The following is a 23503-nucleotide window of genomic DNA, read 5'->3' as shown; positions in this document are numbered from 1 at the left end:
CTAAAGCAGGAGCGGCCAAGAGGTTTATAAAATTGGATAATCAAATCGGGCTAGCTCATCTTCTAGTTCTTCGGGTCTTTCCATGTTCTCTTTTTCCAGTTCTTTAAAAAGAAGATACGTATCAACATTTCCTGTTTGAGAAAATACGTTCCAGGTAAAATTCAACACAAGAAACCCACCTTTCTGTAGTTAAACTAGCTTACCTAAATTCCAAATTCTTACCTTTATCTTGACCAGATGTCCTCCATTTCATGTTAAACAAAATTTGCTAATGTATCCCTGTTCCTGTGAGATAATGTCCCACACGGCAAGAGATTAATATTCGTCCTCTTTAAAGCCAAAATCGCGAAGCTGGGACATTTTATTGCGCCAGTCTTTCTGCACTTTCACCCACAATTCAAGGTAGACACGGGAGCCTAACAGTGCTTCAATATCCGCCCTCGCTCTTTTTCCGACCTCTTTCAGAAGGCTTCCTTTTTTACCAATCACGATGCCTTTCTGGGAATCCCGCTCGACCACAATCGTTGCCGCTACATGCACAGAACCGTTGTCCTGCCCTTTGATGGATTCGATGGCCACCGCAATGCTGTGCGGGATTTCTTCTCTCGTCAAATGCAGCACCTTTTCCCTGATTAATTCAGAAATGATAAATCGCTCTGGGTGGTCGGTGACCTGATCACTCGGATAGAATTGCGGCCCTTCCGGCAAATACGCTTCAATCTGAGCGAGCAATGTTTCGATATTATTTCCTTCTAGAGCAGAAATCGGAACAATTTCCTTAAAAGGATAACGTCCGCGGTATTCGTCAATTAACAAAAGCAATTGGTCGGGATGAATTTTATCAATTTTGTTTACGATTAAAAATACAGGCGTAGACATCTGCTGCAATTTCTCAATGATGAATTCGTCGCCTTTCCCGTAGCCTTCCTCGGCATTGATCATAAACAAGATCAAATCAACTTCTTTTAATGTATTTTGCGCCACTTTCATCATAAAGTCCCCGAGCTTATGCTTAGGTTTATGAATCCCTGGTGTGTCAATAAAAATGGTTTGTGATGTGCCTGTCGTTAATACCCCTTGCACCTTGTTTCTCGTCGTTTGGGGCTTATCGCTCATGATCGCGATTTTTTGCCCTATGACTCTGTTCAAAAATGTAGACTTTCCTACGTTTGGTCTTCCAATAATGGATACAAATCCTGATTTAAAGCTTTCGTTCGTCATGTAAATCCTCCGATGAAAATGCGCCTGGCAATAATTCTTCCACAGTCATTTCTTTTATTTGTCCTTGTAAATTAGTCAGTACGACTACAACGTCCTTTGTGCAAAGCTCAGAAATCACCTGGCGGCAGGCTCCGCACGGAGATACCGGTCCAGGGGTGTCAGCCGCAACGGCCAGCATCTGAAACTCTGTATCCCCTTCAGAAACAGCTTTAAATAAAGCGGTACGCTCAGCGCAATTGCACATGCTGTATGCAGCGTTCTCAATGTTGCAGCCTCTGTACACTTTTCCATCCTTGGTAAGAAGAGCGGCTCCTACTTGGAACTTGGAATACGGCGCATATGCCATATCACGCGCTTTTAAAGCTTCTGTTATTAATTCTTGTCTGTTCATGTGTACATTCCTCTCTTACCTATAATGGTACCGCTATCACTTTATATTTTACATAATCGCGCGCTTTTTTTCACGCCCATTTCTAAAAATGTAAAATAAATGTAAGAATTTTCTGCCATTACAGCTTTGGCAAAAAAATAAGTAAACCAATGATACACGAAATGACGGCAAAAACGCAAACAGCCCCGGCGGCAGCGTCCTTGGCCGCTTTAGCAAGAGGGTGATGTTTGTCAGTTATTAAATCAACCGTATGTTCAACGGCTGTATTTAAAAGCTCAAGCGAAAACATTCCGCCAATCAAAAGGAATATAATCACCCACTCTATCGTGCTGAGTCCTACAAGGAAGCCGCAAATGAGAACAACGCAGGCGGCTGCGGCATGAAATTGGAAATTCCGCTCCGTCCGCGCTGTTTTCCAGATTCCCCGGCCTGCATGCACGAAGCTTTTGTAGAATCGCTTCAGCTCATTTCTATAATCTCTTGAGTCCATAAGCGTCCAGCAAATCCTTTTGCTTAGTAAACATCTCCTCTTCTTCCTCTTTCGTCATATGGTCATATCCTAAAAGGTGCAGAAATCCGTGTACGGCAAGAAATCCGAGCTCTCTTTTAAAAGAATGATTATACTCCTCTGCCTGCTCTCTTGTGCGATCGGCACTGATGATAATGTCACCTAAAACCGGAGGCATCTCGGCGCCCACGATTTCGACCTCGCCTTCTCCCTCTTCTTCAAGAGCAAATGAGATGACATCTGTCGGTGTATCCTTTCCCCGGTATTCTTTGTTAATCTGCTGTATGTCATCATTGGTAACGATCGTGACAGAAACCTCAGCCTGATCCTGAACGCCTTCACGCTCAGCAGCAAATTGAAGCAGATTTTCTACTTCTTTGAGCATCTCTTCTGAGACGCTTCCTGTTTCATCAACGATATCAATCAGTAAACTCATCTATTTCACCTTCTTAGTAGCCTCCGGATATTCAATCCGGGAGTGGAAAATTCCTTTTAATGTTGCACAGAGCGTTTTTGCGATTGTATCCAGCTCTTTAAATGTCAAATCGCATTCACTGAACTGTCCGTCCTGAAGCTTATCGGATATAATACCCCGGACAAGCTTTTCAATTCGTTCAGGATTTGGGTTATGCATGGATCTGACGGCCGCTTCAACACTGTCGGCCACTGATATAATTGCGGCTTCCTTTGACTGCGGCTTCGGCCCCGGATAACGGAACTCTTCCTCTGTAATCTGGTCGCCTTTTTCCTTCGCTTTATAGTAAAAAAACTTTAAAAGCGAGGTTCCATGATGCTGCTCAGCAATATCGACAAGCTCTTTCGGAAATTTATAGCTTCTCAGCATGTTCGCACCGTCAGTCGTATGCGAGATGATAATATTTTTACTCAGCTGAGGAGACAGTTTATCATGCGGATTGTCAATATTCATTTGGTTTTCAATAAAATATTGCGGGCGCTTTGTTTTTCCGAGATCGTGATAATATGCGCCGACTCTTGCAAGCAAACCATTAGCCCCAACCGCTTCACAGGCTGCCTCTGATAAATTGGCGACCATTACACTGTGATGATATGTACCTGGTGTTTCTGTCAGTATTTTGCGCAATAGCGGATGGTTAGGATTAGACAGCTCGAGCAGCCTCATGGTGGATAAAATGCCAAAGCCTGTCTCGAAAAACGGCATCAGGCCGATGATCAATACCGATGAAGCAAACCCCGACACAACACCCATGAGCATTAACGTGCCGATTTCAAGACCCGAAAGTGCGGTGTTCTGGATCAATAATAAGGAAAGAACAACAACCATATTAATAAACGCAACGAAAAGTCCGGTCTGCAAAATCTTTGACCTTGCATTATGTTTTCCTAAAAATAAAACGCCTGAAATACCGCTAATCAAATAATAAATTCCTATGACATAATTGAACGTTCCTGTCACACCCTGATTAAACATCATACTCCCGCAAATCGCAAGAATGATACTTCCCAAAATGGCAATGCGTTCATTCATCAGCAGTTTGATTAAGATGGCCCCGGCCGCAATGGGAACCAGATAGCCGATATTATTATATTCCATCTTCTGAAACAAACTGACAACCTCCATGATCACTAGCAAAAGTGTTGTGATAATAGAGAATAGCAGAATGGATTGGTTTTTAAACTTCAGATTTTGTTTCTGTTTTTCAAAATAATATACAAGTGTTGCAATGAACAGTCCGATCATAATCAATAGCCCGCTGATCGGCTTAAAGAGATTTGAGTTATTTAATAACCCGGTCAGCTCAAGTTTTCTGTACACTTCTCGATCAATAAGGTCATTTTCTTCCACGAGCACTTGCCCCTGTTTGATTTGAACTTGCTGGACATTGTCTGACGCTTCCTGCCGCTTTGCCTCTGTTGCTTTCGGATCGAAGACGTAATTCGGAATAATAGCAAAACGCCCGATTTCTGTCGCAGCTCCCAAGTATTTAGATGGAATAGAATTGCTCTTTAGCTCTTTTTCTACTTTATCCTTTGCATCAGATAGCTTATCCGAAGGGATTTCACTGCTCATGACCGTATTTACCGCGGTAATGACCGTATCTCTGACAAAAGAAAAGTCTTCACTGTCTGCTTTCAGCAATGTCTTGATGGAGTCCTCGGATATGGAATCATTCACATCTGACGTCAATTTATCCTTTACGGATTTGACCATTGATTTTTCCGATGGGGATTTGCTGCTTTCTTCCGATGATTTTTTCACTTCACTGATACTGTCGAATATTGATGACACAAGGTCTATCCGATTATCTGTGTATTCTTTTTTTAATGTATATTGATCCTCAACCGCGTCCTCAGCGGCTTGCTTTTTTTCCTCCGTGGCTTTTTGATCTTCCACGGTTGCCGGAGCATAAATGGTCTTGTCGCTGACTGAAAACAGGTCCAAATCAAGTGTTTCCGGCTTAACATGTACAAAGAGCAAAGCAAACATAATGGCAGCCAGCAGAAGATACAGCAGTACATGCATGGAGCGGGCATTTTTAAATTTGCTCCATTTTTTTGAGCTGCTTTTGGTCTTAGCCTTCTTTTTCAACACAAGAACCTCCTCTTGAAACATCAAGCCCACAAGCAATCATAAAAATGACCCGATAACGCGCGATCGGGTCATTCAGCATTAATTTTGCTTATCGTATGCTTCAATAATTTTCGCAACAAGCGGATGTCTGACCACGTCTGTCTGGTCTAGCTCAATCATAGAAATGCCGTCTATTCCTTTCAGCATCTCCTTCGCTACTGCAAGTCCCGATTTGACGCCTTTCGGCAGGTCAATTTGGCTAACGTCACCTGTAATGATCATTTTAGAGCCAAAACCCAGTCTCGTCAAAAACATTTTCATTTGAGCAGGCGTGGTATTCTGTGCTTCATCAAGTATAACATAAGCATCATCGAGCGTCCGTCCCCTCATATATGCAAGCGGAGCAATTTCAATGATGCCTCTTTCCATCAGACGTTCTGTATGATCTGCCCCAAGCACATCATGGAGAGCGTCATACAACGGGCGCAAATAAGGATCTACTTTTTCTTTTAGGTCACCTGGGAGAAAACCGAGGCTTTCACCGGCTTCCACGGCAGGCCTTGTTAAAATGATTTTTTTAATATGTCCGTTTTTTAAAGCATGGACTGCTTTTACGACAGCCAGGTACGTTTTCCCGGTTCCCGCCGGACCAATGCCGAATACAAGGTCATTCCGCTTCATAGCGGCCACGTATTCCCGCTGTCCCATTGTTTTTACACGGATTGATTTTCCTTTTGCGTTTTTTGTAATTTCTTCTTCATACATGCTTTCAAAGTATTCAAGTTCATTCTTCTTTGCCATTTTGATGGCGTAAATCACATCACGTTCAGAGATCTCTATCCCCTTGCGAATTAAAGCGAGGAGTGATCCCAGCAGCCTGTCTGCAATCTGAAACGATTCATCATCGCCTGAAACATAAATCGTCTCGCCGCGCGTAATGATATTTACATTCAGATCTTTCTCCATCAATTTCAAAAAAGAATCTTGGTTCCCGAAGAGTGAAAGCGCCTCGTCCGGGTTTTTCAGTTTTTGATTCATCGCAAGTAAATGTTCTGTCATTCTTCAGTCTCCCTGACAATAGGTGTGGTTTGAACGATATCTTCTATAACTTGGTAGAGAATAATCAACTTTACTTTACCATTCTCAACAGTCTGGTGCAAAACTTTTTCACTTTTCACCTCGCCGTTTTCGCCTATTTTATCCTCTACATCCTGTTTACCCAATTTAATGCCTTCTTGAACTGCTTCTTCTTTCGTATATTTTCGCAAAGCCTCTTCACTTTCTCTTGTTTGCTCTTTGACATAGGATACAGGGAGCTTAAATCCGAGAAAATGAAGCGAGTGCTTTTCTTGTTCTGTTTTTGGATGCTTCAATTCCTCTTTTTTAAACGTCATCCCCCAGATCGGGATTGCCAACGAGCCAAAAGAAAGCTTGTGCTTTGTCCTTACTTTGCCCGTATAGACGTTAAATAATGTTTCAAGCGGGACTGTCACTTCTGATCTATACCAGGTTTCTCCGTAAATTTCTGCTTTTGAGGCGACTTCCTGCTCATGGTCTTCGCTGCCGATCAGTCCCGAAACAAGCAGCTGCCCCTTTTCAACATGATCGTGTATGGCGGCCATGGGCTGCCCTTTTTGCACAAACATTCTCGTAATCGTTGCTTTCTTTTTGGCGACAATATTGCGCGGGCTAACATACTTTTCTTTTTCGGGCTCATTTTTCTCCACGACTTTCATGTGAATGGTCGTCCCCTTCAGATCAACGCCGACCCAGGTGATATTGTCTATTCCATTGGTTAATGATTTCTGTATTTTTTCGGGCGACATCATTAAAAACTGCAGACGGCCCTTTTTAACACCGATTTCATTAAGATGCTGCCTCATTTGATGCTCTGTTTCAGGCTTAGCGCCTGTCACATCAATTTTCCACACCATATTGGAAAGCAGAAACAAAAGGATGAAAAAAATCGCAAAACCGATCGTAAACCCTATATTCAGCTTTGATTTCAGCAATAGGAAGGGAAAACCCTTCCGATTGATAAATCGGGCTTTACATTTAAATTTACTTCTCACCCGCCGAAAGGCATGTACATCCTGAAGCTGTATATATAACGATACGGCTTCTTTCTTTTTTTTGACATGAAAGACTGGAATCCCCTGTCTTGTGCATTCATTAAGGAGCCGCTCAATCCCTCTTCCCGTCAATTCAAGCTGGACCTTACCCGAAAAAAAAGACAGCCATTTATTTTTCACAACATTTCCCCCTCGGCTTTATGACTCAACATATCGAACGACATCAATCGTACCCTCCAAAAGTATTTCTTCCGGAAGAATCGCCTTGATGACAAAATTTTTACCAGATATGATGCACTGGCCCTGCTTCAGCATCAGCCTCACTTCATTCTCGCTGAAAAGCAAAAGACCTCTGTGGTTTTCTATGTAGATATGAAGTCTGCCAACCATTGTAATCCTCGGCAGATCCATCATAACGTCCGGGGGAATTTCCAATGCTCTTGTCAGCCAAGCTTTCACACGATTCTTTCTTTGCCCCATACAAAAAGAACCCCCTTTCATCTCATATGTATGATTTGAAAGGAGGTTCTAACACTTTAATTTTTACGGGCCGGGCGCATCGTATGATGAGGTTTTTTCGCCCTTGGAGGTCCGAATACCTCTCCTAGAACGATCCCCTGTACCACGGTGTCTTTATTCACCTGGAGCATTTTTTGTTTTGTGTATACCGCTTTTTGTTTGGCAGCAGCAAGATCTCGTTCCAGCCCTTTCAGATTTCTTTCTGTTTCCCTGCGTCTTTCTTCCGCTTCCCGTCTTGCCTGTTCCATGCGGTTAGGAATAGGTGCAGGAGCTTCTTCTTTTGACTGCTTCTTTTGAGGGGAAGCAGTTTGCACCTGTTGAGGTATTTTTCTTTTTTGGCTGTTTTGCTTTTCTTCTTTGCTCTTTTTGCCGAAAATCGCAGAAATAATTCCGATGATCGCTGCAATAATAAGCGGATTGGTCAGTAGATCTTCCATCAGCGTTCTCCCTTCTTAGAGAGATTATGATTTGCGGTCTTCATCCGACGGGTCTTTCGTCAGCTTGCCGAATGAATCACGCATATCTGTGTCAGCATCAATGTTCTTGATATTCATGTAATCCATGACGCCAATATTCCCTTCACGCAAGGCCTCGGCCATCGCAAGCGGCACTTCCGCCTCGGCTTCTACCACTTTCGCGCGCATTTCTTCTACGCGGGCGCGCATTTCCTGTTCTTGAGCGACAGCCATTGCACGTCGTTCTTCCGCTTTTGCCTGCGCGATGTTTTTATCAGCCTCGGCCTGATCAGTTTGTAAAATCGCACCGATGTTTTTACCGATGTCAACATCAGCAATATCAATCGAGAGAATTTCAAATGCCGTCCCTGAGTCCAATCCTTTTCCTAGTACCGTCTGAGAAATCATGTCGGGGTTTTCAAGCACTTTTTTGTGATTTTCGGATGAACCAATTGTAGAGACGATCCCTTCACCGACACGGGCAACAATAGTTTCTTCTCCCGCTCCCCCGACGAGACGCTCGATATTCGCTCTTACTGTGATTCTCGCTTTCGCTTTCACTTCAATCCCGTCCATGGCCACACCGGCAATGAACGGCGTTTCAATGACCTTAGGATTAACGCTCATTTGAACAGCTTCCAATACATCCCGGCCGGCAAGATCAATGGCAGCACAGCGCTCGAATGTGAGTTCAATGTTCGCGCGCTGGGCGGCGATAAGCGCGTTGACAACTCTGTCAACATTACCTCCGGCCAGGTAGTGGCTTTCTAGCTGATTTGTTCCGACATTAAGTCCCGCTTTATGCGCTTTAATCAGCGGGTTAACCACCCGATTCGGTATGACTCGGCGAAGCCTCATCCCAACCAGGGTGAAAATGCTGATTTTCACTCCGGCTGCTAAAGCTGAAATCCAAAGCATTACAGGCACAAATGTAAAAAATACAGCCAAAACAATGATCGCGACTGCGACAATTGCCAGAATCATAAATGTTGACGGATCCATATAACTTCTCCTCGTTTCTATTTAAATTTCTCTCACGACAATACGTGAGCCTTCTACTTTAATCACTTTTACTTTCTTATCTTTTTCTGTAAACGATCCCTCCGAAACAACGTCAAGGCGTTCATCGTCAATAATGACGGTACCGGAAGGACGCAGCGGTGTAGAGGTTATACCCACCTTTCCCATTAGGTCCGTCCGCGTTTGATTTGATACGTAGCCGCTCTCGGTATTTGTAGAATCATTTAATATCAATTTTCTAAAGAATTTCATACGCTTTCCCAACACCCTTGTCAGTAAAATAAAAGCTGTAATTGAAACAGCTGTGGCGATCAAGAGAGAAACCGCCATGACAGTGAAGCTCCCCGCGGCTAAAAACAGGCTCACAATAATCGACCCCAAGCCAAGTAAACCAATGATTCCTCCAGGAAGGAAAATCTCAAGCAGGATGAGGATCACCCCTGCGATAAAGAGGAGAACCGTCTCATACCCGGCAAGGCCTGCTGCGAGATGACCGTAGAAAAACAGCAATAACGCAATGAATCCAGCCGTTCCAGGGAGGCCGACACCCGGGGAAAAAAGCTCTACTGTCAGACCTAAAAAAGCGATAGTCAGCAGAATGGGGACAATGACCGGACTCGTCAGCCATCTTGCTGTTTTTTCCGCAAAGCTTTCCTTTGCATAGCTGATCTGCGCTTTTTCGAACCCAAGCTTCTTTACGAGCGCGGATACATTGCCAGCCGTGCCTTCTGAATAGCCTACCTCCATCGCCTTGTCTGCGTTAAGTGTCAGCAGATCTCCCTTAGGCGCGCCGACTTCCTTGGCATCTATATCCGGGTCAGCCATTGCGAGCGCATATTTTGGATCGCGATTATTTTTCACTGCGGCATCTTCCATCTCTGCCAGCCAAAGTGATTCAGCTTTTTGGTCAGCGGCATTGCCTTGGCCATCAATAATCGCGGCGGCTCCCATTTTTCCGCCAGGCGCCATATAAATGTGATCGGCTTGCAGCGCAATGTATGCACCAGCAGACAACGCGCGTTTGTTTACATATGCAGTTACGGGGATCTCGCTTTCGGTGATCACATCCGCCATATCAATAGCAGATTTGACTAATCCCCCCGGTGTATTGATATCAAGAATAATGTGGGCTGCATGTGCATCCTTTGCATCTTGTAACGAACGGGACAAAAACGAGGCGAGACCCTGTTCGACATTTTTCTCAACCGGGATCACATATACAGTTTGTTTTTCTGCTTTTGCGTTCAGCTGTACGCCAAATAAAGAAAGTAAAAATATACTCAAAAGAACAGCACGGAATCCTTTGATTTGAAGCAAGGGCTGTGTATCCCTCCTTCCTTTTATAATAAGTGCCTTCTCTTCATACGTAACAAATGTATCAAAGGTTTCATTTTTTTATGTATAAAAAAAGACATCTCTCTTAGAAAGATGTCCTTTTCTTTGCCATTTAAGACAGTTGACTGCTCACAAGCTTATTAATTAAACTTCCGTCAGCTTTACCTTTTACTTTAGGCATAATTGCCCCCATCACTTTGCCCATGTCCGCTTTTGAGTTCGCACCGACCTCTGCGATGGTTTCATTTACGATTGTACGCAGCTCTTCTTCTGACAGCTGCTCAGGTAAATAAACTTCTAAAATGTCCAGCTCTTTTTGAACTTTATCTACTAAATCTAAACGATTAGCGTTTGAAAATTCCTGGAGGGAGTCTTTACGTTGCTTAAGTTCACGAGAAAGGACAGTGAGTTCCTCATCCTCGGTCAAACTGTCTTTCTTAAGCTTAATTGCTTCATTTTGAAGTGAAGCCTTAACCATTCGAACGACAGTCAGTTTGTCTTTCTCACGGTTTTTCATATACAGCTTCATATCCTGGTTGAGACGCTCAAGAAGACTCATAAATCCACCCTCTTTTAGAATTTGCGTTTTCTAGCAGCTTCAGACTTTTTCTTGCGCTTTACGCTAGGCTTTTCATAAAATTCACGCTTTCTTGCTTCTTGCAAAGTACCTGTCTTTGATACACTGCGTTTGAAGCGACGAAGAGCATCTTCAAGCGATTCGTTTTTTCTAACGACCGTTTTTGACATTCTCTTTCCCTCCCTCCGAATACACCAATCGACTACCTTTAAGTTACACATATAAACATGTACTTTGACATTATAATATAAGCCATCAGTCAGGTCAACTAAGTGAGTTCACTTTTCCGTCATGAGTGAGACTGCCTGTCTATATAATGATGGAAAGGGGTTGGTGAATAGGATGTTGATTCTGATCAGTTTTACAGCTCTTATATTATTCTTTCTCGCAGGCATGAATATGCTTCGAAAAGGCTTAATATCGATGGCGTACTCAAAAATTGAAGACCGTTTGCTATTATTTACGGACCACCCGTTAAAAGCGTTTCTTATCAGCATTGTATTTACGGGGATACTTCAGAGCAGTTCAGCCTTTATGGTCATTGTCATCGGCTTTGTCAGTGCAGGCGTTCTTTCTTTTAAGCGGACGATACCGATGATTCTGGGGACAAATGTTGGCTCTACTTTTACAACTGAATTTATTGCCATCAAAATGGATATTTTGATTTGGGTTCTTTTAATAGGCGGTTTATTGTTTTTTCTGACTGGCAGGTATCCTTTAAAACAGCTGGGAACAAGCTTCCTCGGATTGGGCATCATCTTCTTTTGCATCAGTGGATTCAGCCATCTTGCCGGGCCGCTGACAAAGCTGAAAACGGGAGCCGACGTTTTATACCACGTTAACGATTCAAACTGGTCAGCTTTGCTCATCGGAATGGTGTTAACTGCCATCATTCATTCCAGCTCTGTCTGTATCGGCATTTTAATGAGTTTTATGAATGAAGGGATTATCGGGCTGACACAGGCGATGAGCGTTGTGCTCGGGTCAAATATCGGGACATGCATTACAGCTGTCATGGCGGCTGTATCCGGCGGATATGCGGCGAAACAGACAGCGTATGCCCATGTGGTGTTTAATGTGCTAGGCGTGGCTCTAGTATTGCCTTTTCTGACCGCAGCGACTGGCTTTGTAGAACAGTTATCACCCGATCCCGCCCAAAGGATTGCTCATTTCAGCCTTTTATTTAATGTAGTGACAGCTCTTTTATTTCTTCCGCTTACAAACTTGTTTTACCGATTGATTCACCTTCTTATCCCAGCTAAATAAAAAACCGGGACATTTTAAATGCACCGGTTTTTTTAGGTTAAGAAGACAAACGCATATGTTCAGTTACTTCATCCTCTACAACACGGACAAATTGCCCTTCGTTGTAAGGATAACCTGCTTTTAGGATTTTGACTTTTACAATTTTGCCGATCATATCTTCCGTACCTTTGAAAACAACCTTCATATAATTGTCTGTGTAACCGACAAACATATTTTCTTCTTCTGTTTCCTTAAACGCTTCCTCAGGGATAATCTCAAGCACTTCATTTTCATACTGAGAAGCGTATTCCTTTGCAAGCTGGTCAGAAAGAGCAATCAGGCGGTGCACACGTTCGTTTTTCACGTTTTCATCCACTTGGTCTTCCATTCGCGCAGCTGGTGTTCCTGTACGTTTACTATAAGGGAAAACATGCAGTTCAGAGAATTTATGTTCTTTAATAAAGTTATAGGTTTCCATAAATTCTTCTTCTGTTTCACCAGGGAACCCAACAATAACATCAGAAGTAACGGCTAAGCCTGGCAGTGCTTTTTTCAATTTGTTTAAACGGTCTGCAAAGAATTCCATTGTATATTTGCGTCTCATCCGTTTAAGCACTGTGTTTGAGCCGGATTGGATAGGAATATGCAAATGATTCACTATCTTATCTGAGCGGTCTAAGACTTCGATCACTTCGTCAGTGATTTGGCTGGCTTCGATTGAAGAAATTCTGATCCGTTTCACGCCTTCTACACGAGAGTCTAATTCGCTCAAAAGCTTAGCGAAGTTGTAATCTTTCATATCTTCGCCGTAACCGCCCGTGTGAATACCTGTAAGAACAATTTCTTTATAGCCCGCATTGACAAGCTGCTGCGCTTGTTTAATGACTTCTTCAGGGTCGCGGGAGCGTAGCAGGCCACGCGCCCACGGAATGATACAGAATGTGCAGAAATTATTGCAGCCCTCTTGTATTTTCAATGACGCTCTTGTCCGGTCCGTGAAAGCAGGCACATCGAGCTCTTCATAGACTCTTGCTTTCATGATGTTGCTGACGCCGTTAATCGGCTGGCGTTCTTCACGGTATTGGTCAATGTAGCCAAGCATTTTTTCACGGTCCTGTGTTCCAACTACAATATCGACACCAGGGATCGCCATAATCTCAGCAGGTGAGGTTTGCGCGTAGCAGCCTGTGACACAGATGACACCGTCAGGATTTTGACGAATGGCGCGTCTGATCACTTGGCGGCTTTTTTTATCTCCAGTATTAGTTACTGTACATGTATTAATGACATATACATCAGCTGTTTGTTCAAAGTCTCTTCTTTCATAGCCCGCTTCTTTGAAAAGCTGCCAGATTGCTTCTGTTTCATAATGGTTGACTTTACAGCCAAGCGTATGGAAAGCAACAGTTGCCATTACTGATCACCTCTTAATAACTCTGTTTGATAAGAAATCGCACTCAACGCATATAGCGGAGCGGTTTCTGTCCTTAAAATTCTCGGTCCAAGGCCGCACGGCACACCGTCTTTCTCAGTGAGCCGTTCAACCTCCGCTTCTGTTAAACCGCCTTCGGGACCAAATACGATCAAAAGAGATGATCCTTTCGGAAGGCTGCTTACAACCGCGCTGAATGCGCTTATTTCCCCTTGCTTCGATGACTCCTCGTATGCAACGACACATTTATCGAAATCCTGCATCCTTTGAAGAAGCTGCTGAAAAGAATGGACATCCATCACTTGCGGCACTTCGTTACGGTACGATTGTTCAGCCGCTTCCTTCGCAATTTTCGTCCATCTTTCCCGCTTTTTCTTCGCCTTTTTGTCATCCAGCTTGACAACAGAACGCGCGGCTTGGAAGGGAATAAAGGCATGAGCTCCGAGCTCAGTCCCCTTTTGGATAATCCATTCAAGCTTATCTCCTTTCGGGAGGCCGCTCGCAATATAGATCTTTATCGGAAGCTCTCTGTTTTCATTCGTCCATTCTATCACAAGGCAGGACACTTTATCTTTGGAAACAGATTGAAGTTCACATTTTGCCTCGAAGCCGTCTTGAGAGCAGCAGATGATATGATCTCCCTCATTCATTCTCATCACGTTCACAATATGATGAACATCTTCGCCGGTAACCGAAAAAGCCGGCGCTTCCTCTATTTGCTGCTTCGTGAGCTCGATAAAATATCGTTGCATACGCTGTGACACCTACTAACTGTTATTTTTTCGCAATAATGCTGACCCAATCTTCCATTGAAAGGATTTCTACAATGGTGAAGCCAGCTTGTTCCAATGCTTCTTTTACTTCTTGTTTTTTATGGCCGATGATACCTGACGTAATAAAATGTCCGCCTTCTTTTAACAGGCTGTACGCTTGTGAAGTAAAGCGAAGAATGACTTCAGCCAAAATGTTGGCCACAATCACATCATGTTCACCTTCAATCCCGTCTAACAAGTTGTTTTGCTTCACTTGTGCAATATCGCTCACTTTGTTCAGCTTAAGATTGAGGCGTGCACTTTCTACAGCTACAGGGTCAAGATCATAGGCATGAACCGATTCAGCCTCAAGCATTGCAGCCGCAATACTTAAAATTCCGGAACCTGTACCAACATCAATCACCTTATCACCCTTTTGCACAATGCGTTCAAGCGCCTGAATGCAGAGCACGGTTGTCGGATGTGTCCCTGTGCCGAAAGCCATTCCCGGGTCCATTTCAATAATCAGTTCATCAGTATGGACCGGCGTATATTCCTCCCACGTCGGCACAATCGTAAACTTTTCAGAAATTTTCACAGGATGATAATACTTTTTCCAGGCAGTCGCCCACTCTTCTTCATTTACTTCAGAAATGGTGATGTGATTTCTGCCCAAATCAATATTGTAAAGAAGGAGATTATTAATCGTTTCTTTAATGCCGTCTACAGTTTCGCCTAGAAAACTGTTAACCGGCAGATATGCTTTGACAATGACACCCTCATCAGGATAATCATTGGGGTCGAGCTGGTAGATTTCCCCGTACACATTCTCACGTTCTTTAATTAAATCAAGCGGGTCCTCTATCACAACCCCACTTGCACCAGCTTCATGCAATATATTTGAGATAGGTTCGACCGCTTCATGTGTTGTGTGAATGCTTAATTCGGACCATTTCAAAACTACCAACTCCTCATCCAATAATTAATCGCCTTTAAACGCGCGTTTTACCTTGTCAAAGAAACTCATTTCCTGTTCATCAGGCAGGTTTCCGCTGACCTCGGCAAATTCGCGGATAATGTCTTTTTGTTTATCTGTCAGGTTTGTCGGCGTAACGACGCGGACGACGATATGCTGGTCACCCTGTCCATAGCCCCTGACATTTTGAACGCCTTTTCCTCTTAATCTGAATTTCGTTCCTGTTTGTGTACCGGCTGGAATTTTCAATTTCACTTTTCCATGCAGCGTCGGAACTTCTACCTCATCTCCAAGAGCAGCCTGAGCAAACGTTAACGGCATTTCACAGTAAATATCATCGCCGTCACGCTCGAAGAACTCGTGGGCGCGCACATGGAACACGACAAATAAATCCCCGGCAGGGCCACCGTTTACTCCTGGTTCACCCTGTCCCGAGAGACGAAGCTGCTGTCCGTCATCTACACCGGCTGGAATTGTCACGTTGATTTTTTTGCGTTTTTTGATTTTTCCTTTGCCGCCGCAATCCGCACACTTGTCTTTAATAATTTTGCCCGTACCTTCACAGTGGTGGCAGACCCGTCTGTTCACGACTTTTCCAAACGGCGTGTTTTGCTCCACGTTTAACTGGCCGGAGCCTCCGCAGTGGGAGCACGTTTCCGGGTTTGTTCCAGGTTTCGCACCTGAGCCTTTACATGTGTCGCACGTTTCCTCTCGCGGAATTTCAATCGTTGTTTCTTTACCGAAAGCGGCATCCTCAAACGACAAGGTCATCGTGTATTGCAAATCGGCACCTTGGCGCGGAGCGTTTGGATCTCTTCGTCTTGTGCCTCCGCCGAAAATACTTGAAAAAATATCATCGAAACCAAAACCGCCGAAATCGCCGCCGCCAAAACCACCGCCGCCGAAGCCCTGATTAGGATCAGTATGCCCAAATTGGTCGTAATGCGCACGTTTTTGGTCATCTGACAGCGCTTCGTACGCTTCTTTTACCTCTTTAAATTTTTCATCTGATCCGGCTTCTTTGTTAATATCAGGATGATATTTTTTTGACAGCTTCCGATAAGCTTTTTTAATTTCATCCTTTGAAGCGCTCTTACTTACTCCCAGCACTTCATAGTAATCACGCTTACTCATCTCGCTTCACTCTCCCGAATTTCTCACATAAATTAGATTGTATCATTTTGAATTATGATTTTTCAATTCCTTTTATCCCGGGCAAGAAAAAAAGTCAAAGCCAAGAGATGCCTGACTTTGACTTTCTAATCATTGAATCAGATTATGAAATGTTTTCTTTTCTGTCAGCCCCGGAAGCGGGACTGACTTTAAAAAGAATTTATTTTTTGTTTTGGTCGTCGTTTACTTCTTCGTATTCAGCGTCGACAACGTTGTCATCCGCTTTGCCTTCAGCGTTTGCTCCGCCTTGAGCTTGCTGTGCTTTAGCAGCTTCTTCATAAAGCTTCATAGAAAGCTCTTGGACGATTGCTTGAAGCTCATCTTTTTTCGCTTTGATCTCTTCAAATTCGTTTTTCTCAATCGCCGCTTTTAAAGCGTCTTTGGCATCGTTGGCTTTTTTCACTTGTTCTTCATCCACTTTGCCTTCAAGATCTTTTAATGTTTTCTCAGTTTGGAAAACAAGCTGATCTGCTTCGTTGCGGACTTCGATTTCTTCTTTTTTCTTCGCATCAGCGTCAGCATTTTCTTCCGCTTCTTTTACCATGCGTTCGATCTCATCATCAGAAAGACCTGAAGAAGATTTGATTGTAATGTTTTGCTCTTTTCCTGTGCCTAAGTCTTTTGCTCTTACGTTTACGATACCGTTTTTGTCAATATCGAAAGAAACTTCGATTTGAGGCACGCCGCGTGGTGCTGGCGGGATATCAGTAAGCTGGAAGCGGCCGAGTGTTTTATTGTCGGCAGACATTGGGCGCTCACCTTGAAGAACATGGATGTCAACAGCTGTTTGGTTATCAGCAGCAGTTGAGAACACTTGAGATTTGCTTGTAGGGATCGTCGTATTGCGGTCGATCAGTTTTGTGAACACGCCGCCCATTGTTTCGATACCGAGAGAAAGCGGTGTAACGTCAAGAAGAACCACGTCTTTTACGTCACCTGTGATAACGCCGCCCTGAATCGCAGCACCAAGCGCCACAACTTCATCCGGGTTTACGCCTTTATGTGCTTCTTTTCCGGTTTCTTTTTTGATTGCTTCTTGTACGGCAGGGATACGAGTTGATCCGCCGACAAGGATGACTTTGTCGATTTCGCTTGCAGAAAGCCCTGCATCTTGAAGCGCTTGACGGACAGGACCCATTGTGCGCTCTACTAAATGAGAAGAAAGCTCTTCAAATTTAGCGCGAGTTAATGTAAGTTCAAGGTGAAGCGGTCCTGCTTCTCCAGCTGTGATAAACGGTAAAGAAATTTGCGTAGAAGATACGCCGGAAAGATCTTTTTTCGCTTTTTCAGCTGCGTCTTTCAAACGTTGAAGCGCCATTTTGTCTTTTGACAGATCAATGCCGTTTTCTTTTTTGAATTCAGATACAAGGTGATCGATGATGACTTGGTCAAAATCGTCCCCGCCCAGACGGTTGTCACCTGCAGTTGAACGAACTTCGAATACACCGTCGCCAAGTTCAAGGATTGAAACGTCGAATGTACCGCCGCCAAGGTCGTATACTAGGATCGTTTGATCTTCATCTGTTTTATCAAGTCCGTATGCAAGAGCTGCTGCAGTCGGCTCGTTGATGATACGTTCTACTTCAAGACCTGCAATTTTACCAGCGTCTTTTGTCGCTTGACGCTCAGCATCGTTAAAGTAAGCAGGAACTGTGATAACTGCTTTTGATACTGTTTCGCCAAGATAGCTTTCAGCGTATGATTTAAGGTGTTGAAGGATGATAGCAGACACTTCTTGAGGAGTGTAATCTTTTCCTTCAATTTCCACTTTATAGTCAGTACCCATATGGCGTTTAACAGACATGATTGTGTTAGGGTTTGTGATAGATTGGCGTTTAGCCACTTCCCCTACTTGGCGTTCGCCGTTTTTGAATGCAACAACTGATGGCGTTGTGCGGTTTCCTTCAGCGTTAGCAATAACTTTAGGCTCGCCGCCTTCAAGCACTGCCACACATGAGTTTGTTGTTCCTAAGTCGATTCCGATAACTTTACTCACTTGAATAACCTCCTGCTATGTAATTATTGATTCACTTTGACCATGGAAGGGCGAATGACGCGATCCTTCAGCTTATAGCCTTTTTGCATTTCCTCAACAACAATGTTGGAGCCGTAATTTTCGTCTTCAGCCTGCATAACGGCTTGGTGCAGATTAGGATCAAATTCCTGCCCTACAGCTTCGATGGCTTCGACGCCTTCTTTTTTCAAGGCTTCTACGAGCTGACGGTGGACCATTTCCATTCCCTGGAGCAAACTTTTCGTCTGTTCATTGTCGGTTTCAACCTGCAGCGCTCGTTCAAAGCTGTCAAGAGCCGGCAGCAAATCAGTCACGATATTTTGAGAACGGTATTTTTGGGACGCTTCCATCTCTAAACGGCTGCGTCGTTTATAGTTTTCAAAGTCTGCTTGAACACGCAAAAGTTTGTTTTCTTTTTCCTCAAGCAAACCTTGCAATTCGTTAATTTGATTTTGAAGAAGTTCGCTTTCATTTATTTCTTCCTGCTGTTCATCAGCGGCAGCTTGTTCTTCAATGATTTCTTGCTCTTCTGTTTCGTTTTGTTCAACGGTTTGTTTTTCTTCTGACATTGTGTTCACCTCCCTCAAAGTGTAAGGAGAAGGACAGGTGCTGTCCTTCGATAAAATTTGCCAAAATTCCCTTATTCATCATACAGATTTGTTAATGCTTTTGACAAGTCCGAAGTCACATGCTGAAGCAGGCTGACAACCCTGGAATAATTCATGCGGGTCGGACCGATGATCGCAATTGAGCCGATCTGTTTCTGGTCAACGGAATAAGATGCCGTAATCAGACTGCAGTTTTCCATCTCTTCATAGTCGTTTTCTTTTCCGATTTTAATCGAAATTCCCGTGTGCGGGGATTGAACCAGCTTGAGAACATCCTGTTCCTTCTCAATTAATGAAAGCAGCGACCGAACTCGGGTAATATCATGGAACTCAGGCTGATTTAGCATATTGATTTTTCCGCCAAAAAACAACTTTTCGACGTGATTTGTGGAATGAAAGGTTGAACGAAGCGCATCGAGTATATTGTCATAGTTCTTAATGTGCTGTCTTAGGTACATGACAACTTCCTTAAATATGCGCTCATTCAGTTCATCCATTGGAACGCCGCTTAAACGGTCGTTCAGTATATTTACCAGTTTTTCAATATCAGACAGATCCATTTTGGCCGGAAAGTTAATCGTTTTGTTTTCCACATGCCCCGTATTGGTAACGAGAATCGCTACCGCCATATCAGGCTGAATCGGTATGATTTGAATCTGTTTAAGGTAATTCTCACTCAGCTTCGGCCCGAGTACGATGGATGTGTAATTCGTCAGATCGGACAAAATTTGCGCTGATTTTTGAACTGTCTTCTCCAGCTCGAAAATTTTCTCTTTGAAGATCGAGTGGATTTGGTCCAGGTCGCTTTTCGTCAGTTTAACGGGTGACAGCAAATGGTCAACATAGTACCGATACCCTTTTTCTGACGGAACACGCCCTGAGGATGAATGGGTTTTTTCAATAAAGCCCAATTCCTCCAAGTCAGCCATCTCGTTTCTAATTGTTGCAGAGCTAAATGTGATTTCATCTTTTTTCGAAAGAGTTCTCGATCCTACCGGCTGTGCCGATTTAATAAAATCGTTGATTATAACCTGAAGGATCAGCAGCTGACGATTTGTTAACATCATCATCACCTCTGTTAGCACTCTCAATAAGTGAGTGCTAATTCTATAACAAAAGTATCAAACCACAAGAAAAATGTCAATTATAACTCACCCAAAAAAGCGCCAAAAACTTCATTGCCTAATAATTTCCCTTGATGAGTCAAATAAACGGCAGACTCCGAATTGTGAATCAGCCCTTTTTCAGCAAGGTCTTTTAATACGTTTGGGAAAAGTCCATCCAGGGAACGGCCGTATTTTTCTGCGAATCGTTTTTTGCTGACTCCGGCTGTTTTTCTCAAACCTAAAAACATTTCTTCCTCAATCTGTTCTTCTGTTATCACTTCATGTGTATCTCTGTACGGAAAACCCTTTTCAGCAATCAGGTCAATGTAATGCTTAACAGGTCCGACGTTCACTGTTCGTGTGCCGCCGATATATCCGTGGGCCCCTGCTCCGAAACCAAAATATTGTTCGTTGCTCCAATACGTCAGATTGTGCTTGGATTCCATGCCCGCCTTAGCAAAGTTGCTGATTTCATATTGATGAATATCGTGAGCTTCCATCCGGCTCATCACCATCTCATACATTTCAGCTTCCTGCTCCTGCGGCGGAAGATGAAGCCGCCCTTTTTGCATCAAATTATAAAATACCGTTTTCGGTTCTACAATAAGGGAGTATACGGAATAATGCTCGGCATCCAGTGATAAAGCAGTGTTTATGGAATGTTCCAGATGCTTGAGGGTTTGCCCCGGGAGCCCGAACATTAGATCAAGACTGATATTCTCAAAACCGATTTCCCGCGCTCTTTCAAAAGAGGCGAATACATCTTTTTGCTTATGCACTCGGCCGATTTTTTCTAACAGATCGTCTTCGAATGTTTGAACACCAAAGCTGAGGCGGTTTACGCCTGCTTCTTTTAATATCTTTAATTTCTCTGCGGACAAGTCGTCCGGATTCGCTTCTACCGCAAATTCCGATAAGTCGCTTGATGGCATCAGCACGCGATTGACCATGTCCATCAGCTTTTTGAGCTGTTCCTCAGACAAGGAGGTCGGCGTGCCTCCTCCGATAAAGATCGTTTTGAGGTCTGGCTGCCCAGTTTTTGCTAATGTATTTATCATTTCCTGTTCGAGTGCGTTTAAATACTCGTCGACAGGCTGACTTTGAATAAAATATTTATTGAAATCGCAGTAGTGGCAAATATGCTCACAAAATGGAATATGGATATAAGCTGATTTCAACGGATTCACCTTCTTTACAGAAAGAAGCCGCAGTACAGGACTGCGGCGGCTTCTATTATTTTTTCGGACTGTCGTCCATTTTCAGGACCGCCATAAATGCTTCTTGCGGCACTTCAACTGAGCCGACCTGCTTCATTCGGCGTTTTCCTTCTTTTTGTTTTTCAAGAAGCTTTCGTTTCCGCGAGATGTCCCCTCCGTAACATTTAGCCAATACGTTTTTACGCATTGCTTTTATGGTAGAGCGGGCCACGATTTTCTGGCCGATCGCCGCTTGAATCGGTACTTCAAAGTGCTGGCGCGGAATGAGCTCTTTCAGTTTTTCTACAATTACTTTTCCGCGTTCGTACGCGTAATCGCGATGCACGATAAAGGAAAGGGCGTCGATTTTTTCTCCGTTCAGCATAATGTCCATCTTGACAAGTTTAGACGGTTTGTAGCCGATCAGTTCATAATCAAAGGACGCATAGCCTTTAGTGCTTGATTTAAGCTGGTCAAAAAACTCATATACGATTTCCGCTAATGGCATATCATAAATGATGCTGACACGGTTTGCGTCTAAATACTGCATATCAATGAAATTGCCGCGTTTTCCTTGGCAAAGCTCCATTACAGCGCCGACATAGTCATTCGGCACCATCATCGTCGCTTTTACGTATGGCTCCTCAACCCGTTCGATCTTTTGAGGGTCCGGCATGTTGGAAGGGTTGTCGACAACGACCTTTTCGCCGTCTGTCATATACACGTCATAGATAACACTTGGCGCTGTCGTAATCAGGTCGATATTGAACTCACGCTCAATACGCTCCTGAATGATCTCCATGTGGAGCATGCCTAAAAATCCGCAGCGGAACCCGAATCCAAGCGCTTGCGAAGTTTCCGCTTCATATTGAAGGGAGGAATCATTCAGCTCAAGCTTTTCAAGGGCCTCCCTTAAGTCATTGTACTTCGCTGTATCAATCGGATACAAACCACAGTACACCATCGGGTTTAGCTTGCGGTATCCCGGCAGCGCTTCTTCTGCAGGATTGGCAGCGCTCGTTATCGTATCACCGACACGTGTGTCACCGACATTTTTAATTGAGGCAGTCAGGAAGCCTACATCACCGACAGTCAGTTCATTTGTCGGAGTCGCTTTCGGCGTGAACACGCCAACCTCTGTTACTTCGAATTCTTTGCCGGTTGCCATCATTTTGATTTTTTGACCCGGCTTTACCGTTCCTTCTACAACTCTGATATACGCCACGACACCGCGGTAGGCGTCATAAAGCGAGTCGAAAATCAGCGCTTTTAGCGGTGCCTCTGGATCTCCGGTCGGAGCGGGCACCTTTTCTACGATTTGCTCTAAAATCTCCTCAATCCCGATTCCTGCTTTTGCGGAAGCAAGCACGGCTTCTGACGCATCAAGGCCGATAACGTCTTCTACCTCTTGGCGTACGCGTTCCGGTTCGGCGCTCGGAAGGTCGATTTTATTGATGACCGGAAGGATTTCAAGATCGTTGTCAAGCGCTAAGTAGACATTGGCGAGCGTCTGCGCTTCAATCCCCTGGGCTGCATCCACGACTAGAATCGCTCCCTCGCAGGCAGCAAGGCTTCGGGATACTTCATACGTGAAGTCGACGTGTCCCGGCGTGTCGATCAGATGAAAAATATATTCCTCTCCGTCTTTTGCTTTATATTTAAGCTGAACAGAGTTTAACTTAATGGTTATGCCCCGCTCACGTTCAAGATCCATAGAATCGAGCAATTGTTCTTTCATTTCTCGTTGAGTGATTGCCGACGTTTTTTCTAAAATACGATCCGCTAAGGTCGATTTTCCGTGGTCAATATGGGCAATGATAGAGAAATTCCGTATTCTCGACTGCCTCTCTAAACGCTTTTCTTTATCTGTCACAATCTATCACTCCTACTATTAAACGCAAAATACACTAGCTTAGATTATATCAATAGGATTGTAAAGATTCAATGTAAAACAAGAAAGAGAAAAGGTCCCCGTCATATCTGGGCTGCTTTTCTCTTCCACATACCTATTGATTCATATCCCGTATCCATTCATACATTGACTGGGCAGTATTGGTTACGGTATCCGAAAGCGCTTTTCCGGCTTTTGAGAACATATTGAATGTTTCCACCTGTTCAAGCTCTTTTTGTTTTTCTTCTAAATCTTTTGCTGTGACTGTTTCTCCTAGAATCGAGGCTTCTTTTTCATTCCCTTTTCCGTCGGTGAGCGTAAACGCCCCCTTCAGTGAAGGGTCATGATAGCCTTTCATACTCAGCATCCCGTTGTTTGCCTGCTGCATGCCAAACAGAACGCCTAAAAACATGATTGTAACAAGCAGTAAGCACTTTCCAAAGTATGCAATCAAATCAACC

At 43.8% G+C, this 23503-nt stretch carries 25 protein-coding genes; 1 reads left to right on the top strand and 24 read right to left on the bottom strand.

Annotation, left to right across the window (positions count from 1 at the left end; translation table 11 throughout):
* Positions 1-24: 24 nt before the first annotated feature.
* The 14 genes from QA442_RS09050 to rpsU all read right to left on the bottom strand — a co-directional run bounded on the left by QA442_RS09050 (position 25) and on the right by rpsU (position 10819).
* A complete protein-coding gene (locus tag QA442_RS09050; protein WP_003230053.1) occupies positions 25-168 on the bottom strand; it encodes a YqzL family protein in 144 nt (47 codons plus the stop codon).
* Between the two features lie 147 nt (positions 169-315).
* Entirely contained in the window at positions 316-1221 is a 906-nt protein-coding gene (era, locus tag QA442_RS09045) for a GTPase Era (RefSeq protein ID WP_014664645.1), read from the bottom strand.
* On the bottom strand, positions 1202-1612 hold the full coding sequence (locus QA442_RS09040; RefSeq protein ID WP_014664646.1) for a cytidine deaminase: 411 nt from the start codon (positions 1610-1612) through the stop codon (positions 1202-1204). The genes era and QA442_RS09040 overlap by 20 nt, the downstream gene beginning before the upstream one ends.
* Positions 1613-1730: 118 nt before the next feature.
* Positions 1731-2102: a diacylglycerol kinase family protein gene (locus QA442_RS09035; protein ID WP_095431711.1), complete on the bottom strand. Its 372-nt coding sequence runs from the start codon at positions 2100-2102 to the stop codon at positions 1731-1733.
* Positions 2083-2556 (bottom strand): rRNA maturation RNase YbeY, encoded by a 474-nt coding sequence (ybeY, locus tag QA442_RS09030; RefSeq protein WP_095431712.1) that lies wholly within the window; start codon positions 2554-2556, stop codon positions 2083-2085. The genes QA442_RS09035 and ybeY overlap by 20 nt, the downstream gene beginning before the upstream one ends.
* Complete coding sequence (gene pgpH, locus QA442_RS09025) at positions 2557-4692, bottom strand: cyclic-di-AMP phosphodiesterase PgpH (protein ID WP_095431713.1); 2136 nt, start codon at positions 4690-4692, stop codon at positions 2557-2559.
* Positions 4693-4770: 78 nt separating this feature from the next.
* On the bottom strand, positions 4771-5730 hold the full coding sequence (locus QA442_RS09020; protein WP_014477373.1) for a PhoH family protein: 960 nt from the start codon (positions 5728-5730) through the stop codon (positions 4771-4773).
* Positions 5727-6923 carry a sporulation protein YqfD gene (gene yqfD / locus QA442_RS09015; protein ID WP_095431714.1) on the bottom strand — a complete coding sequence of 399 codons (1197 nt, stop codon included), beginning with the start codon at positions 6921-6923 and terminating at the stop codon, positions 5727-5729. Before yqfD ends, QA442_RS09020 begins: the two co-directional genes overlap by 4 nt.
* 18 nt (positions 6924-6941) lie before the next feature.
* Positions 6942-7223, bottom strand: a complete 282-nt coding sequence (gene yqfC / locus QA442_RS09010; protein WP_003237082.1) for a sporulation protein YqfC — start codon at positions 7221-7223, stop codon at positions 6942-6944.
* 56 nt (positions 7224-7279) lie between these two features.
* On the bottom strand, positions 7280-7699 hold the full coding sequence (locus QA442_RS09005; protein WP_014664651.1) for a hypothetical protein: 420 nt from the start codon (positions 7697-7699) through the stop codon (positions 7280-7282).
* A gap of 24 nt (positions 7700-7723) precedes the next feature.
* The gene (gene floA, locus QA442_RS09000) at positions 7724-8719 is read right to left on the bottom strand and encodes a flotillin-like protein FloA (protein WP_014664652.1); all 996 of its coding nucleotides are present in this window, start codon (positions 8717-8719) and stop codon (positions 7724-7726) included.
* A 21-nt stretch (positions 8720-8740) separates the two neighbouring features.
* Positions 8741-10054, bottom strand: coding sequence for an NfeD family protein (locus tag QA442_RS08995; RefSeq protein WP_095431715.1), 1314 nt, complete (start codon positions 10052-10054; stop codon positions 8741-8743).
* 130 nt (positions 10055-10184) lie between these two features.
* Positions 10185-10631 carry a GatB/YqeY domain-containing protein gene (locus QA442_RS08990; protein WP_095431716.1) on the bottom strand — a complete coding sequence of 149 codons (447 nt, stop codon included), beginning with the start codon at positions 10629-10631 and terminating at the stop codon, positions 10185-10187.
* A gap of 14 nt (positions 10632-10645) precedes the next feature.
* Entirely contained in the window at positions 10646-10819 is a 174-nt protein-coding gene (gene rpsU / locus QA442_RS08985; protein ID WP_003152957.1) for a 30S ribosomal protein S21, read from the bottom strand.
* Between the two features lie 172 nt (positions 10820-10991).
* On the opposite strand from rpsU, the gene QA442_RS08980 reads away from it, so the two are divergent.
* A complete protein-coding gene (locus QA442_RS08980) occupies positions 10992-11915 on the top strand; it encodes a Na/Pi symporter (RefSeq protein WP_014664654.1) in 924 nt (307 codons plus the stop codon).
* Positions 11916-11952: 37 nt separating this feature from the next.
* Here QA442_RS08980 and mtaB read toward each other — a convergent pair whose 3' ends face one another.
* From mtaB to QA442_RS08930, 10 genes are all read right to left on the bottom strand, one after another.
* A complete protein-coding gene (mtaB, locus tag QA442_RS08975; protein ID WP_095431717.1) occupies positions 11953-13308 on the bottom strand; it encodes a tRNA (N(6)-L-threonylcarbamoyladenosine(37)-C(2))-methylthiotransferase MtaB in 1356 nt (451 codons plus the stop codon).
* Positions 13308-14078 carry a 16S rRNA (uracil(1498)-N(3))-methyltransferase gene (locus QA442_RS08970; RefSeq protein WP_014664656.1) on the bottom strand — a complete coding sequence of 257 codons (771 nt, stop codon included), beginning with the start codon at positions 14076-14078 and terminating at the stop codon, positions 13308-13310. The genes mtaB and QA442_RS08970 overlap by 1 nt, the downstream gene beginning before the upstream one ends.
* Before the next feature lie 22 nt (positions 14079-14100).
* The gene (prmA, locus tag QA442_RS08965) at positions 14101-15036 is read right to left on the bottom strand and encodes a 50S ribosomal protein L11 methyltransferase (RefSeq protein ID WP_069149894.1); all 936 of its coding nucleotides are present in this window, start codon (positions 15034-15036) and stop codon (positions 14101-14103) included.
* A 24-nt stretch (positions 15037-15060) separates the two neighbouring features.
* Positions 15061-16188 carry a molecular chaperone DnaJ gene (gene dnaJ / locus QA442_RS08960; protein WP_014114461.1) on the bottom strand — a complete coding sequence of 376 codons (1128 nt, stop codon included), beginning with the start codon at positions 16186-16188 and terminating at the stop codon, positions 15061-15063.
* 199 nt (positions 16189-16387) lie between these two features.
* Positions 16388-18223 (bottom strand): molecular chaperone DnaK, encoded by a 1836-nt coding sequence (gene dnaK / locus QA442_RS08955; RefSeq protein ID WP_014114462.1) that lies wholly within the window; start codon positions 18221-18223, stop codon positions 16388-16390.
* Positions 18224-18246: 23 nt separating this feature from the next.
* Positions 18247-18810: a nucleotide exchange factor GrpE gene (gene grpE / locus QA442_RS08950; protein ID WP_095431718.1), complete on the bottom strand. Its 564-nt coding sequence runs from the start codon at positions 18808-18810 to the stop codon at positions 18247-18249.
* 71 nt (positions 18811-18881) lie between these two features.
* Complete coding sequence (gene hrcA, locus QA442_RS08945; RefSeq protein WP_003226167.1) at positions 18882-19913, bottom strand: heat-inducible transcriptional repressor HrcA; 1032 nt, start codon at positions 19911-19913, stop codon at positions 18882-18884.
* Positions 19914-19993: 80 nt separating this feature from the next.
* Entirely contained in the window at positions 19994-21133 is a 1140-nt protein-coding gene (gene hemW / locus QA442_RS08940; RefSeq protein ID WP_095431719.1) for a radical SAM family heme chaperone HemW, read from the bottom strand.
* Between the two features lie 55 nt (positions 21134-21188).
* Positions 21189-23024 (bottom strand): translation elongation factor 4, encoded by a 1836-nt coding sequence (lepA, locus tag QA442_RS08935; protein ID WP_014664662.1) that lies wholly within the window; start codon positions 23022-23024, stop codon positions 21189-21191.
* A 133-nt stretch (positions 23025-23157) separates the two neighbouring features.
* A complete protein-coding gene (locus tag QA442_RS08930; RefSeq protein WP_014664663.1) occupies positions 23158-23496 on the bottom strand; it encodes a YqxA family protein in 339 nt (112 codons plus the stop codon).
* Positions 23497-23503: the final 7 nt, after the last annotated feature.

The sequence above is a fragment of the Bacillus stercoris genome, assembly GCF_029772985.1.
GTDB lineage: Bacteria > Bacillota > Bacilli > Bacillales > Bacillaceae > Bacillus > Bacillus stercoris.
This window is presented reverse-complemented; position numbering and strand designations above follow the sequence as displayed.